Annotated in this window: 14 protein-coding genes; 11 read left to right on the top strand and 3 right to left on the bottom strand. The window is 67.2% G+C overall.

The annotated features are described in order from the left end of the window. The first annotated feature begins 122 nt into the window (after positions 1-122). Both ACFWB0_RS09995 and ACFWB0_RS10000 read left to right on the top strand, forming a co-directional pair. Positions 123-2,504, top strand: coding sequence for a helicase-associated domain-containing protein (locus ACFWB0_RS09995; protein WP_378490286.1), 2,382 nt, complete (start codon positions 123-125; stop codon positions 2,502-2,504). Between the two features lie 172 nt (positions 2,505-2,676). Continuing rightward, positions 2,677-2,961: a DUF4193 domain-containing protein gene (locus ACFWB0_RS10000; RefSeq protein WP_378490287.1), complete on the top strand. Its 285-nt coding sequence runs from the start codon at positions 2,677-2,679 to the stop codon at positions 2,959-2,961. 36 nt (positions 2,962-2,997) lie between these two features. On the opposite strand, the gene ACFWB0_RS10005 is transcribed toward ACFWB0_RS10000, so the two are convergent. Beyond that, the gene (locus tag ACFWB0_RS10005; protein WP_378490288.1) at positions 2,998-3,891 is read right to left on the bottom strand and encodes a 1,4-dihydroxy-2-naphthoyl-CoA synthase; all 894 of its coding nucleotides are present in this window, start codon (positions 3,889-3,891) and stop codon (positions 2,998-3,000) included. A 62-nt stretch (positions 3,892-3,953) separates the two neighbouring features. Here ACFWB0_RS10005 and ACFWB0_RS10010 point away from each other — a divergent pair, with 62 nt between their 5' ends. The 3 genes from ACFWB0_RS10010 (at position 3,954) to ACFWB0_RS10020 (ending at position 6,120) form a co-directional block, all read left to right on the top strand. Beyond that, a complete protein-coding gene (locus tag ACFWB0_RS10010; protein ID WP_378490289.1) occupies positions 3,954-4,592 on the top strand; it encodes a PaaI family thioesterase in 639 nt (212 codons plus the stop codon). Beyond that, a complete protein-coding gene (locus ACFWB0_RS10015; protein ID WP_378490290.1) occupies positions 4,589-5,596 on the top strand; it encodes an o-succinylbenzoate synthase in 1,008 nt (335 codons plus the stop codon). The genes ACFWB0_RS10010 and ACFWB0_RS10015 overlap by 4 nt, the downstream gene beginning before the upstream one ends. Before the next feature lie 83 nt (positions 5,597-5,679). Further along, positions 5,680-6,120 carry a DUF6918 family protein gene (locus ACFWB0_RS10020; RefSeq protein WP_378490350.1) on the top strand — a complete coding sequence of 147 codons (441 nt, stop codon included), beginning with the start codon at positions 5,680-5,682 and terminating at the stop codon, positions 6,118-6,120. Between the two features lie 101 nt (positions 6,121-6,221). On the opposite strand, the gene ACFWB0_RS10025 is transcribed toward ACFWB0_RS10020, so the two are convergent. Further along, positions 6,222-6,812, bottom strand: a complete 591-nt coding sequence (locus ACFWB0_RS10025) for a flavin reductase family protein (protein WP_378490291.1) — start codon at positions 6,810-6,812, stop codon at positions 6,222-6,224. A gap of 96 nt (positions 6,813-6,908) precedes the next feature. On the opposite strand from ACFWB0_RS10025, the gene menD reads away from it, so the two are divergent. From menD to ACFWB0_RS10045, 4 genes are all read left to right on the top strand, one after another. Next, positions 6,909-8,528, top strand: coding sequence for a 2-succinyl-5-enolpyruvyl-6-hydroxy-3-cyclohexene-1-carboxylic-acid synthase (gene menD / locus ACFWB0_RS10030; RefSeq protein WP_378490292.1), 1,620 nt, complete (start codon positions 6,909-6,911; stop codon positions 8,526-8,528). A gap of 119 nt (positions 8,529-8,647) precedes the next feature. Next, on the top strand, positions 8,648-9,091 hold the full coding sequence (locus ACFWB0_RS10035) for a DUF3592 domain-containing protein (protein ID WP_378490293.1): 444 nt from the start codon (positions 8,648-8,650) through the stop codon (positions 9,089-9,091). 98 nt (positions 9,092-9,189) lie between these two features. Continuing rightward, positions 9,190-10,332, top strand: coding sequence for a glycosyltransferase family 4 protein (locus ACFWB0_RS10040; protein WP_378490294.1), 1,143 nt, complete (start codon positions 9,190-9,192; stop codon positions 10,330-10,332). Between the two features lie 53 nt (positions 10,333-10,385). Continuing rightward, a complete protein-coding gene (locus tag ACFWB0_RS10045) occupies positions 10,386-11,084 on the top strand; it encodes a demethylmenaquinone methyltransferase (protein ID WP_378490295.1) in 699 nt (232 codons plus the stop codon). A gap of 11 nt (positions 11,085-11,095) precedes the next feature. Here ACFWB0_RS10045 and ACFWB0_RS10050 read toward each other — a convergent pair whose 3' ends face one another. Beyond that, positions 11,096-12,319, bottom strand: a complete 1,224-nt coding sequence (locus ACFWB0_RS10050; RefSeq protein ID WP_378490296.1) for a geranylgeranyl reductase family protein — start codon at positions 12,317-12,319, stop codon at positions 11,096-11,098. A 144-nt stretch (positions 12,320-12,463) separates the two neighbouring features. Here ACFWB0_RS10050 and ACFWB0_RS10055 point away from each other — a divergent pair, with 144 nt between their 5' ends. Beyond that, on the top strand, positions 12,464-13,513 hold the full coding sequence (locus tag ACFWB0_RS10055) for a polyprenyl synthetase family protein (protein WP_378490297.1): 1,050 nt from the start codon (positions 12,464-12,466) through the stop codon (positions 13,511-13,513). A 121-nt stretch (positions 13,514-13,634) separates the two neighbouring features. Further along, positions 13,635-14,498 carry a zinc metalloprotease HtpX gene (gene htpX / locus ACFWB0_RS10060; protein WP_378490298.1) on the top strand — a complete coding sequence of 288 codons (864 nt, stop codon included), beginning with the start codon at positions 13,635-13,637 and terminating at the stop codon, positions 14,496-14,498. Positions 14,499-14,521: the final 23 nt, after the last annotated feature.

Consider the following 14,521-nt stretch of genomic DNA (forward strand, 5'->3'; position numbering starts at 1 on the left):
GCGCGCGTCGGGCAGGGGGAGGACGCGGAGGTCATCACATCGGATGACGCGAACCCGATTCCCACCGCGTCCAGAAACCCGTTGCGATTGGGCGCCGCGATCCGGCCGATACCCTCTCGGGCATGACGATGGACGGCTCGGAAACTTTGCGCGCATACGTGGAGTCGCTCGACGAGGTGGCTCTCGCCACTGTCCTGCGTCGACGCCCGGATGTCCTGGACCTGCCCTGGCCTGCGCACCTCACGGAGGTGACTGCCAGGCTCGGCAGCACGGAGTCGATCGTGACCGCGTATCGGCGGCTCCCGCTGCCGTACCTCGAGGTACTCGGCGCACTCACGCTGCAACGACGGTTGGAACAGTCGCAGACGGTCGAGAGCACGGCGCGGTGGCTGGACGCCGATCCGACGATGATCACCGACATCCTTGCCGACCTTCGTGACGTCGCACTCGCATGGACCGGCCCGACCGGCGTCATCGACACCGCGGCGGAGTTTCCGGTTCTCGCGGAACCACTCGGGCGCCCGATCCGAGAAAACCTCGACGACGCGACGGTGGCGCAGCTCCAGGCACTTGCGAAGACGCTCGGCCTTGCGGCGAGCGGACGTAAGACGGAACTGGTGGAACGATTCGTGTCGTTCTTCCGGGACTCCGATGCGGTACGTCGGCTCGTCGAGTCGGCGCCGGCAGAGGAACAAGCATTGCTGGCCGAGTGCGCAGCGACAGGTTCGCCGCTCGAGTACTTCCGGATCATGTTCGGATCGCTGGCAGGCGCGCGGAGGAATGCGCCGAGCAGACCGGGCGAATGGGCGGTTTCGGCCGGATTGATGTGGCATGCACCGTACGACGGGGTTGCCGTCATGCCGCTGGAGGTGACACTGGCATTGCGGGGATCGCAGTGGCGGTTGCCGTTCCATCCCGAGCAGCCACCGGTCGAGGGGCGGCCCGTGCCCGCGGATCACTCCGATACGGAAGCCGTCGCACATCTGCTGCGGCAGATCGAGCGGATCTCGGCGCTTCTGGACCTCGCGGATCAGCAGATTCCACTGTTGAAGTCGGGGACCGTGGGAGTGCGTACGCTGCGCGGAATCGCCAAGGACTGGAGCGCCGACGTCGACGAGGTCTCCTTGGCGCTCGCATCGGCAATCGATATCGGCGTACTGGCCCCGGCAGCTCCTCCTGCCGCGCCGAAGACCCGCAGTCGTAAGGCGCCGCCGTCGCTACCGTCGCCGGGCCTCGAACCCGGCCCCGCCGCCTCTGCCTGGCGTGCCGCGCAGCCCGGCATCCAAGGCGTGTCGGTGCTACAGCGGTGGTGGGAATCGGATGACTCTGCCCTGACCGAACGCAAACTCGTCGGCGAGCTGGGCGACACATCGGTCTACCGTCATCTGCGACATGACGTGCTGCAGCTCCACTGCGAACTCCCGGCCGGTCACGGAGTAGATGTCGAGCAGGTGATTGCGGCGGTGAAGTGGCGTAATCCGCTCGTGGACCCGGACATTTTCACTGCTCTCGTCACCCCCGTCATGAGGGAAGCGTCGCTGCTCGGAGTGCTTGCGCTGGGAACCGCGACGCCATTGGCGCGTGCGTTGCTCGCCGATCGTGTCGATGAGGCTGTCGACGCCCTCTTCGCTGAGGCGCACACCAGCGCTGTATTCGGTGCGGACCTGACGGCCGTTGTGTTCGGACCACCGGCAACAGACCTCGCGCGACTCCTCGACGGTGTCGCAGACCGGGAGTCGCGTGGTGCGGCCACCACCTGGAGGTTTTCTCCGGGCAGTATTCGGGCGGCGTTCGATCGAGGGGCCACCGCTGAAGAGGTGGTCGATCGACTTGCAGCGGTCGCGCAGTCCGACCTGCCACAAGGCCTCGAGTATCTGATCAGCGATGTTGCCCGTACACACGGGCAAGTCGGTGTGGTCGAGTTCGGATGCGCGATCGTGGCCGACGATCCGACGCTGCTGCTCGAGGTGATCGGAAATCGTGCCTTGGTCAAGGTCGGCCTGTCGGCTCTTGCCCCGACCGTGGTCGCGTCGCGTAGCGATGCGCAGACGACTCTCGCGGCCCTGCGTGGAGCCGGTTACGCGCCCGTGCTGCGTGCCGCGGACGGCACTGTGACGGTGAGGTCGGCTCCGGTCGAGCCGACGACCCGCAGCGACACCGGTCCCGTCTCGCCCGGTACGGCATCCGATCTTGTCGGCAGCGCATCCCGCCGGGTCCCGGACGCGGATCCCGAGCAGCAGGCCCGACACCTGCTCGCTACTACCGGGCAAGAGCCGGTCGTGCGGTCGCACAACATTTACCAATTCTTCACCGCACTGCGGGGACGAGGGGACCAGACGTCGCTTCTGCATCTCGCGTCGGGGCGACCCGTGCACATCACGGCGGGCGACCGCGACGGGCTGTTCCACAGTGCGGTCTTGCGCGGAAGCACCCTGACGGTGTGGAACGTCGAAGCCGAACGGTACGAGGATCTGCGGGTCGACGAGATCAGAGTGGGGCGCTGACCGTGGAGCGCGGAATGTCGTAGTGGATTCGGTGTCGCCGCGAGGTTTGAAAGTGCACGAGGTTTGGAAGTGCGCGAGACGGGACACCCCTGCACACAGGTGCCGTACGTGCACCGACACGCCCCGGCCTCGGGGCGGGACAACAATGCCCCGCACGGACCAGGAGACTGTGATGACCACCGATTATGACGTACGCCGCACCAACGAACTCGGCGGCTCCGGCACAGCGCTCGACGAACTCGCACTGAAGCCGACGGGCCTCCCCGACGCCGACGAAGCCGAGGTCACCGAATCGCCGGATCTGCCGGGCGCCGACCTGTCCGACGAAGAACTCGCTGTGCCCGTGGTGCCGAAGCAGGCGGACGAATTCACCTGCACCCGCTGCTTTCTCGTGCACCACGACCATCGGAGAGCATCGTCGTCGGGGGAGGCCCCGTACTGCTACGACTGTGCGTGAACTTCGCGTGCGCAGACTGTCAGCGCACGCGTTCGATCAGTAGTAGTGCGGGTACGGCGACCAGTCGGGGTCACGCTTCTCGAGAAAGGCGTCGCGACCCTCGACCGCTTCGTCGGTCATGTATGCCAGGCGGGTGGCTTCGCCCGCGAACAACTGCTGGCCGACGAGACCGTCGTCCTGCAGGTTGAATGCGTACTTGAGCATCCGCTGCGCCTGCGGCGACTTCCCGTTGATCTTCTCGGACCACTCGATAGCGACGTTCTCCAGCTCGTCGTGGTCGACGACCCGGTTGACCGCGCCCATGTGGTGCATGTCCTCGGCGGTGTACGTGTCGCCGAGGAAGAAGATCTCGCGGGCGAACTTCTGGCCGACCATCTTGGCGAGGTATGCACTTCCGTAGCCGCCGTCGAAGCTGCCCACGTCGGCATCGGTCTGCTTGAAACGGGCATGCTCGCGCGACGCCAGCGTGAGGTCGCACGTCACGTGCAGGCTGTGCCCGCCGCCTGCGGCCCAGCCGTTGACGAGCGCGATCACCACCTTCGGCATCATCCGGATGAGACGCTGCACCTCGAGGATGTGCAACCGGCCCGCGCGGGCCTTGTCGACGGTGTCGGCGGTCTCGCCGGTGGCGTACTGGTAGCCGCTACGTCCGCGAATGCGCTGGTCGCCGCCCGAGCAGAACGCCCAGCCGCCGTCCTTGGCGCTCGGGCCGTTGCCGGTCAGCAGCACCACACCCACGTCGGATGTGGTGCGTGCGTGGTCGAGCACGGCATACAGTTCGTCGACGGTGTGCGGACGGAACGCATTGCGCACCTCAGGCCGATCGAATGCGACGCGGACAGTGCCCTGCGTGACATGACGGTGGTAGGTGATGTCGGTGAGGTTCTCGAACCCCGCAACGGGGCGCCACAGTTCAGGAGTGAAGGTCACGTCGTCACCTTAAGGCCGGGTCGGCTCCCGGCGCGCACGTCGGCCGGATAACGTGCAGGATCATGAGCGAGCTGAACGACCGCACCGGCGACGACACGCACGAGCATCACGGCGGTTTCCCCGTCTACGAGCCGGTGAAGGCGGGACCGAACTTCGGCCGCTTCGTCGACGCGTTCCGTCGCCTGCAGGATCTGGCGGTCTCCACGCACGCACCCGACGAAGTCGTCGACCAGGCGATTGCGCAGGCCGAAGCGCTCGGTGACATGCTCGAGTCCTACAAGGTGGGAGAAGGGAAGTCGCCCGCCGGATTCAACGTGGACCTCCCCGGACGCGGCAGCCTGCTGTTGCCACCGTGGACCATCGAGAAGTTCGATGCCGACGGTGTACGCGAACGAGGCCACTTCCGCCGCTACCACCTCGGAGGTAACGGAGCTGTGCACGGTGGCACCCTTCCGTTGCTGTTCGACGACCTTTTCGGGATGGTCATCCACGCGTCCGGACGGCCGATCGCCCGCACCGGCTACCTGCACGTCAACTACCGCAAGATCACGCCGCTGTGGGACGAGCTCGTCGTCGAGGGTCGCGTGGACAGCGTCGACGGACGGAAGGCGTTCTGCAGCGCCGAACTGCAGGATCTGGACGGCACGGTTCTCGCCGACTCCGAAGCGTTGATGATCGAATTGCTTCCAGGACAGCCGTGACCTCGTACGGGACCGAGGAGATCCCACCGCTCGACGAGGTGCTGGCCACCGCGGTGGTCGTCTCGCTCCCGATGCGGGTGCGGTTCCGGGGCATCACCGAGCGGGAGGTCGTCCTCGTCGAGGGCCCGGCCGGATGGGGAGAGTTCGGGCCGTTCCCCGAATACGCCGACGCCGAGGCTGCCGAATGGCTCCGCTCCGCGCTCGAATCGGCGTGGCTCGAGGACCCCGAACCCCTGCGTTCGCATATACCCGTCAACGCGACGGTGCCGGCCGTGGACCCGGAGCAGGTCCCGGGAGTTCTGGCGAGGTTTCCGGGAGCGCGCACGGCGAAAGTGAAGGTCGCGGAACGCGGTCAGGATCTTGCGCAGGATCTCGCACGGGTGCGTGCCGTGCGCGAACTGGTGCCCCACGTGCGGGTCGACGCCAACGGCGGGTGGAGCGTCGACGATGCGGTGACGGCCCTGACCGCACTGGCCGCCGAGGCCCCCCTCGAATACGCCGAACAACCCTGCGCGACGGTGCCCGAACTCGTCGAGGTCCGGCGCAGGCTACAGAACAGGATTCCGGGTGGTGTCCGGATAGCGGCCGACGAGAGCATCAGGCGGGCCGAGGATCCGATGCGTGTCGTTCGCGCCGGTGGGGCAGACGTGGCGATCGTCAAGGTTGCCCCGCTCGGAGGCATACGCCGCCTGCTCACACTGGCCGGAGAGCTTGCCGAGCACGACGTTCCGGTGGTCGTGTCGAGCGCCCTCGATTCGTCCGTGGGGATGGGTGCCGGACTCGCGGCGGCGGCTGCGCTGCCCGACCTTCCGTTCGCGTGTGGACTCGGTACGGGCGGCTTCTTCACTGCGGATGTGGCGGCTGCGCGGGGCATGTCGAACGGCACTCTGCCGGTCGGTAGGGTGGCGCCGAGCCGGCCAGGACTCGATGCCGTGCGCGTCGACGAGGAACGGGAACGGTGGTGGCTCGATCGAGTGCGCCGATGCCATGCGCTCCTTACGTGACTGCGGAATAGGCATGGTGTGCGTCGTCGTATATCGTTCGGGCGTCCCAACAGTCACATTCTTCACAAAACGGAGGCATGGAAGTGGTTGCAGCTCTCGGTGATGCCCTGCTCGGCGCCGATAAACTCCCGGCGGTCCAGAGCGACGTCCTCGCACTCATCGACGCTGAGGTGTCGGACAAGAAGGGCGCGTCGGGCCTCGCACTCAAGGGCGGATACGCCACGGTGAAGAAGGTCGGCCCGTCGATCGTGCCGGGCGCGGTCGAAGGCCTGCTGCCCGACTTCGTCGAGCGGCTTCAGCCCTTCTGGGCCGACTTCGCAGGCAACGGTTCGTTCGCCGAATACCTCACCGCACGCGGCGACGAGGTCGCCAACGCGCTGCTCGGCGTGACCGACGACAAGATCGCGGGCTCCGACAAGGCCGCCGTCAAGAAGGTCTACGAGTCGCTCCGCGGTTCAGCTCAGAAGCACGTCGTCGAGGCTCTGCCGCGTCTGGGTGCCCTCATCCAGAAGCACGCAGCCTAGGACGAACAGCTCTTCGGCCCGGTGCCGTGGCAGATCCTCGGATCCGCCACGGCACCGGTTCGTTTCCGGGCCGGCAACTTCGGGAGTCCGGCAACTTCGGGTCAGGAACCGGGCCTGTCGATGTTCCGAACCTCGGGCGTGAGGCCCCACTCGATCCGTCCGAGCCTGCTCGCGGGTGCGAGGAGCGCGAAATCTGGTGCACCGTCCTCGGCGAGCACCTCCGGTCGAGCGGTCACCGCGACCACATCGCCCATTACGACGAACGAATCGCCCACCTCGATCACCCGATGCAGAGTGCATTCGATCGACGCGGGCGACTGCGCGACCCGTGGCGGACGCACCCGCTCGCTCGCCTCCGCGTGAAGCCCCACCGCTGCGAACTCGTCGACGTCGTGCGCGAATGCCGCCGACGACGCGTTCACCTTGTCCATCAACGGCACCGACGCGACGTTGATGACGAATTCGCCGGTCTCCTCGATATTGCGAAGACTGTCCTTCCTCCCCACCGAGGTGAACTGCACGATCGGAGGTGAGGTGCTCGCCACAGTGAAGAAGCTGTACGGAGCCACATTCGCGATGCCGTCCGCAGACACCGTCGACACCCACGCGATAGGACGAGGCACGATTGTGGCGGTGAGCAGGCGATAGAACCGTCCGGCGCTGAGGTCGGAGGGGTCGAAGACGGTACGCATCACACCATTCTCGGTTGCGCGCGCAGGGATGTCCCCTCGGTGTCCGGGTCCGGGTTGCGCCCGGGTCGCCGCGCGGCCCGCACTACCCTGGAGGTCGTGAACCCGTCCACCGCTCAGGCCACCGCTGTCGTCGACGAACTTGCCCGGGGCGGCGTCCGGGACGTGGTGTTGTGTCCGGGTTCGCGCAATGCACCGCTCGCCTTTGCACTTCAGGCCGCCGACAACGCCGGCCGTGTGCGGCTGCACATGCGCATCGACGAGCGGACCGCGGGCTTCCTCGCGCTCGGTCTGTCGCTCGCATCCGGACATCCGGTGCCGGTTGTCATGACCTCCGGCACCGCCGTGGCGAACCTCGGCCCCGCAGTCCTCGAAGCGAACTACGCTCGGATTCCCCTCGTCGTGCTCTCCGCCAATCGGCCGTACGAGATGCTCGGATCGGGTGCGAACCAGACCGTCGAGCAACTCGGACTGTTCGGCAGTCAGGTCCGGGCGACGATCAGCCTCGGCCTCGCTGAGGGGATCGAGCAGAACAGTCAGTGGCGCTCGGCGGTCAGCCGTGTTCTGGCAGCTGCTCGCGGCACCCGGTCCGGCAACGCTGGCCCCGTGCACTTCGACATCCCGCTGCGGGAACCGCTGGTGCCCGATGCCGGCCCACAAGGCGCGGTGCCTGAGGGTCGGGCCCACGGCGAGGCCTGGACCACGACCGCGTACGCGACACTCGATGTGCCCGTGGAGATCGACATCACCCCCGACACCGTCGTGGTGTCCGGGCACGGCTCGGCCTTCAGGCCCGAACTCGCCGGCCTGCCGACCGTCGCAGAGCCGACCGCACCGTTGCACGGGCTTCCGCTCCACCCCCTCGCGCTGACGCAGATTGCACCGAAGCAGGCCATCATCACGGGCAGGCCCACCCTGCACAGACCGGTGTCGCGGCTGCTCGCCGACCCGAACGTCGCGGTATACGCGCTGACCACCGGCCCACGTTGGCCCGACGTCTCAGGAAATGTTCTCGCCACGGGTACCCGCGCGATGGTTTCCGGCGTACCGGACGAGGCGTGGCTCGAGCGGTGCCGCCAGTTGTCCGCACACACCGACAAAGCGGTGCGGACCCAGCTCGACGCGCACCCCGACGCGACCGGTCTGCATGTCGCGGCGGTGGTGACGGACGCGCTGCGTGAGGGCGACCAGATGTTGTTCGGCGCCTCCAACCCGGTACGCGACGCAGCACTCGTGAGTTATCCGAAGCCGGGCGTGAAAGTGCTGTCCAATCGCGGTGTCGCAGGTATCGACGGGACGGTGTCGACGGCGGTGGGCGCAGCGCTCGCCTACGAGGAGGGACGCACCATCGCGCTGATGGGCGACCTCACCTTCCTGCACGATGCTTCGGGCCTGTTGGTCGGCACACCGGAACCACGACCACGCGACCTCACGATCATCGTCGCCAACGACGACGGCGGTGGAATCTTCGAACTCCTCGAGCAGGGCGATCCCCAGTACGCGGGTGTGTTCGAGCGCGTGTTCGGCACCCCTCACGGGATGGACCTTGCGGCGTTGTGCGCGGCATATCGAGTTCCGCACAGCCGTGTGGACCTCCACGGCTTGGCGATTGCCCTGGCGGATGTCACGCCGCCCTCCGGTGGAATCCGGGTCGTCGAGGTCACCACCGATCGTGCCGGGCTGCGAGAGCTGCACGCTGCGGTGCGGTCGCAGCTGTGAAGACGGATTCCGAGTCTCCGGGTGGGAGCGCAGCGGGTGGGAATGTGACGGGTGGGAGCGCAGCGGGTGGGAATGTGACGGGTGGGAGCGCAGCGGGTGGGAATGTGACGGGTGAGAATGTGACCGCTGGGAATGTGGCACTGGCGCGTGCGCGGTGGAGCGTTCTGGCCATCGCAATCGGAATCTCCGCGCTGGCGGTGGTCCTGGTGCTCGGTGCGTGGCGCAACGACCACACGATCCGATCCGACATGGGCACCGCCACAGCCGAAGTGCTGTCGGCAGGGTCACTCCGATCTGCGGTGAGTTTCGTCACTCCGGATGGTGTGACCCACAATCCCGAACTCGGTGTGCTCTACCCCACGGATCTCACCTCCGGGCAACGCATAGCCGTCGAGTACGCGCGCAGCGATCCGGATCTGGTGCGTGTGACCGGACGGGATGCGCGTATCGCACTCGTGCCCGCAGGCTCGGTGATCGTCGCCACCTGGGTGATCGCCGGTGGACTTCTCGTGTACCTGCGGCGGTTCTCTCGAACGGCGACGGAGCCGTTGCCCCTCATCTGAGCGCTGAAGCCGTCCGAGTGCGAAACGTTCGCTTCGTCTTCGTCGGCTTGTCAACTCCAGCGCACCTCATCGACCGATGGACCCTCCATGGTGGCGTGGTGCGAGTAGCCATCGTCGCGGAATCCTTCCTCCCGAATGTCAACGGCGTCACCAACTCGGTGTTGCGAGTCCTCGAGCACCTCGATCGGACAGGGCACGACGCGATCGTCGTCGCACCGGACACCGTTGCGGGATGTGCTCCTGCCCCGACCGAGCATCTCGGTGTTGCCGTGCATCGGGTCCCCGCGGTGCGAGTGCCGAAGATCAGTTCGCTGCCGGTCGGGGTGCCCCAGTTCGACATGGTCGACACACTGCGGGCCTTCGGTCCCGATGTGGTCCACCTTGCGTCACCGTTCTTTCTCGGTGCCGGTGGCCTCGCGGCGGCGAAGCGGATGCTCGTGCCGACCGTTGCGATCTACCAGACCGACGTCGCGGGGTTTGCGGAGAGTTACGGACTCGGGGTCGCGGCTCGCGCGTCGTGGCGGTGGACGAGACGCCTCCACAGGGGGTGTGACCGAACTCTTGCCCCGTCGTTGTCGGCCGTCGATGCTCTCGTGTCCCACGGTGTTCCTCGTGTTCACCGGTGGGGACGCGGTGTCGACATCGATCGGTTTGCGCCGTCGAAGAGGGATGACGCGCTTCGTGCGCAGTGGTCGCCGGACGGGCGGCCGATCGTCGGGTTCGTCGGTCGACTCGCACCGGAGAAGCACGTCGAGCGACTCGCTTCCGTCGCGCAGGGCGGTGTCTTCCGTCTTGTCGTGGTCGGGGACGGACCCGAACGAGCACGGCTCGAGGCATTGATGCCGCAGGCGGTGTTCACCGGGCAGTTGGACGGGGACGACCTGGCTCGCGCCTATGCCTGTCTCGATGTCTTCGTCCATCCGGGCGAGCACGAGACGTTCTGTCAGGCGGTGCAGGAGGCGCAGGCCAGCGGCCTGCCGACCGTGGTACCCGACGCGGGCGGGCCCCGGGATCTGGTCGCGCATTGCCGTAACGGGTACCGGCTGGCCACCGACCGGTTCGCCGAACTATTGCCCGGTGCGCTCGGTGCGCTCGCCGATGCGCGACTGCGGTCGGAGTTCGGCCGTGCAGCACGTCGAAGCGTGCTCGGTCGTACCTGGCCGGTGATCTGTGACCAACTTCTCGGTCACTACGAGGATGTGCAAGGCGGTACTCCTGTCCGGCTTCCCCACACCGCGTAGTGGTGGGCGGTCTCAGGGAAGGGCGCGCGCGTCGGGAAGGTAACGTTTCGACCGTGGCAAAAACTCACGGTTCGCGCGCATTTCTCGACAAGGAGCCGCGCGAGGTCGCGTCCATGTTCGACGGCGTCGCAGCGCGTTACGACCTGACCAACACGGTGCTGACGTTCGGGCTGGACCGGGAGTGGCGTCGCGCCACTCGTTCGGCGCTCGATCTCGAACCGGGGGAGCGGGTGCTCGACCTCGCTGCCGGAACCGGGGTCTCGACGGTCGAACTCGGGCGGTCCGGTGCGTGGGTCGTCGCGACGGACTTCTCCAAGGGCATGCTCCACGCCGGTGAGTTCCGGAAGGTGCCCATGGTTGCGGGCGATGCGATGAGCCTGCCGTTCGCCGACGCCGTGTTCGACGCTGCCACGATCTCGTTCGGCCTGCGCAACGTCGCCGACACCGATGCGGCGCTGCGCGAGATCGCGCGTGTGACGAAGCCCGGTGGTCGACTCGTGATCTGCGAGTTCTCCACGCCCGTGCACGAGCCCCTGAGCACGATCTACATGGAAGTGGTCATGCGGGCGCTTCCTGGCGTTGCCCGGCTGGTGAGTAGCAACCCCGACGCATATGTCTACCTGGCCGAATCGATCCGGGCGTGGCCCGCGCAGGAAGATCTCGCCCAGCGCATCGAGGCTGCGGGGTGGCGCGATGTACGGTGGCGCAACCTCGCCGGCGGCATCACCGTGCTGCATCACGCAGTCCGCTAGCGGCAGGCGTCTCAGGAGAACAGAGGCTGTCGATCCCGTCGCATCGACATGCGTCCACTGGCCCGCCACACGCGGGCGACGAGGTCGTCGTCCTCGTCGGTGACCAGGTTTCCCATCACCCGCACCGCGACCGTCATCAACGTGCGTGAGCGCATCCCCACCGGCCCGGTCGACGGTAGGAACTTCGGCCGGGTGAGCAGGCCCGCGAGTCGGCGGGCCGTGGAGAACGCCCGGCCGTAGTGCTCGCGCAGTAGTGCCGGCCACATTTCGGTGAGGTCGTCGCTGTCGAGGATCTCGGCAACCAGCCTGCCGCCCTCGAGCCCGTAGTCGATCCCTTCACCGTTGAGAGGATTCACACAGGCAGCGGCGTCCCCGACCAGTGCCCAGTTGCGCCCGGCGACACCGGAGACGGCACCGCCCATCGGAAGCAATGCGGATGCGACGCGTGTCACCTCGCCGAGTTCCCATTCGGAGCGTCGCTTCGTGGCGTACAGCTCGATCAGCGGCCGCAGCGACCCGTTCGCGGGACGCGCGGCGGTCGCCAGGGTGCCGACGCCGAGGTTCACCTCGCCGGTGCCCAGCGGGAACACCCACCCGTATCCGGCCTGCAGGGTCCCGGCATCGTCCCGAAGTTCGAGGTGAGACGTGATCCAGGGATCGTCGCTGCGCGGCGAGGTCGCATAGGCGCGCGCCGCTACGCCGTAGACGGTGTCGCGATGCCACTGCCTGCCGAGTGCCTTGCCGATCGGGGAGCGGACTCCGTCGGCGACGACGAGACGCCGGCACGCAACGGTGCGCGGACCATCGGCCGTGTGGAAGGTCACAGCGGTCACGCGATCGCCGTCGCGCTCCACATCGACCGCTTTCGCGCCCTCGACCATGCGTGCGCCTGCCTCCACCGCGGTGCGACGGATTCGATCGTCGAGTTCGGTGCGGGGGACCGCGCTGCCCGCAGACGGGAATGCCCCGGACGGCCATGGAAGTTCGAATCTGCCTCCGAACCCTTCCAGCCGCAACCCACGGTTGACGGTGCGCGTGCGCACCCACTCGCCCAGACCGAGCAGTTCGAGTTCGGTGATCGCCCGCGGCGTCAGACCGTCGCCGCATGTCTTGTCGCGCGGGAATGTAGCTGCGTCGACAAGAAGCACTTCGCGTCCGGATCGGGCCGCCCACGCCGCGGCGGATGACCCGGCAGGGCCAGCGCCGATGACCAGCACGTCGGTACTGTCGGGCATGTAGGACAAGGATCGGTGCGGTTCTCCCGCGGAATTGTCGGTCACCACGCGTCCATCTTCTCAGGCCCGGATCGGCGCCTCGGCGAGGTGGGTGACGAAACGAGCGGCTAGGTTCACTACCGTGGAGCCGAGCCGACAGACAGGATGGGTACTTCTGTGAGCACTGAGGGGGCGGCGTCGGCCGCCGGCACGGTGTCGAACACCGTGGTCGCAGGTGTGGAGCTCGGCGACCCGGCCCTGGCCGACAACGTGCGCGACGGGTTGGCCGCGGTGGAGACGCTGATGGTCGAAGAATTGTCCGACGGTGAGGACTTCTTGACCGAAGCGGCACTGCACCTCGCGAAGGCCGGAGGGAAGCGGTTCCGGCCGCTGTTCGCGGTGCTCACCGGGCAGTTGGGTCCCAGACCGAACGATCCGTCGATCGTGACGGCCGCAACAGTGGTGGAGCTCGTCCACCTCGCCACGCTCTACCACGACGACGTCATGGACGAGGCGACCGTGCGGCGCGGAGCGCCCAGCGCGAACGTGCGATGGGGCAACAGCGTGGCGATCCTCGCCGGCGACTACCTGTTCGCCCACGCGTCGCGGCTCACGTCCACACTCGGGCCCTCCGCGGTGGAGGTCATCGCGAAGACCTTTGCCGAGCTGGTCACCGGCCAGATGCGCGAAACCATCGGCGTCAGCGAGAAGAAGGACCCGATCGACCATTACCTGCGTGTGGTGTGGGAGAAGACCGGGTCGCTGATCGCCGCTGCAGGGCGGTTCGGAGGCACCTTCTCGGGTGCAGACGAGGAGCAGATCGAGCGGCTGGAGCGGCTCGGAGACGCGGTGGGTGTCGCATTCCAGATCGTCGACGACATCATCGACATCGCGTCGGATGAGACGGACTCGGGCAAGACTCCCGGTACCGACCTACGTGAGGGCGTGCATACCCTGCCCGTGCTGTACGCACTGCAGGGCGAGGGAGCCGACGCCGACAGGCTCCGCGAACTCCTCGTCGGTCCTCTCGAAGACGAGGCGCTGGTCGCAGAGGCACTCGAACTGCTCAAGCGGTCGTCGGGGATGGACGCCGCCAGGAAGACTCTGCAGACCTACGTCGATCAGGCGCACACCGAGCTCGCTGCGCTGCCGCAGGGCCCCGCCAACGAGGCGCTCCGGCGCTTGGTCGATTTCACGGTGGCTCGCGTCGGGTAGGCGCCACGGGGAACCTCCGGATCTCCTTGTCCGTTGAGCGGACAGTAGATGGGACAGATATCGTCGGGTCGGGCAGCGGAAACGTTGCCCGCCTGAGCGATGTTCGGGGAAGAGGCGTGACGTGCACGGAAATGCCAACCGCCTGAAGACGGCAGCGTTGCTGATCGGGATGTCCGCACTGATCGTGTTCATAGGTGCTCTGTTCCAGAACACGACGATCCTGGTGATCTCCGTGGTCATGGCCGTCGGTATGAACGGCTACGCGTATTTCAACAGCGACAAGCTCGCACTGCGGGCGATGCACGCCCAGCCGATCACCGAGGTGCAGGCGCCGCAGATGTACCGGATCGTGCGCGAACTCGCGACGACTGCGCACCAACCCATGCCGCGTCTGTACGTCAGCCCCACCAACGCACCCAACGCGTTCGCGACCGGACGGAACCCTCGCAATGCGGCTGTGTGCTGCACGTCCGGGATTCTGCAGATCCTCGACGAACGAGAACTACGGGCGGTGCTCGGTCACGAACTGTCGCACGTCTACAACCGGGACATCCTGATCTCGTCGGTGGCGGGTGCGATGGCCGCGGTGATCTCCGGTCTGGCGAACTTCGCGTTCTTCGCCGGTGCGTTCGGTGGAAACCGTGCTGGTGGTGCCAACCCCCTCGCATTGCTGCTCGTGTCGTTGCTCGGGCCCATCGCGGCGTCGGTCGTCAAGCTGGCCGTGTCGCGCTCACGGGAGTACCAGGCGGACAAATCGGGGGCCGAGCTCACCGGCGACCCGCTGGCGCTGGCGTCGGCGCTGCGCAAGCTCGAACTCGGGACGCAGGCGGCGCCGCTGCCTCCCGAACCCAAGCTGGCCGCTCAGTCGCACATGATGATCGCGAACCCCTTCCGGGCGGGCGAGAAGGTGAACCGGTTGTTCTCGACCCATCCGCCCATGGCCGATCGGATCGAGCGGCTCGAACGCATGGCGGGCCTGTACTGATCCCGCCGACCGAACAAGGGTGC

Origin of the sequence: Rhodococcus sp. NPDC060086, from assembly GCF_042730275.1 — a bacterium.
Classification (GTDB): Bacteria; Actinomycetota; Actinomycetes; order Mycobacteriales; family Mycobacteriaceae; genus Rhodococcus.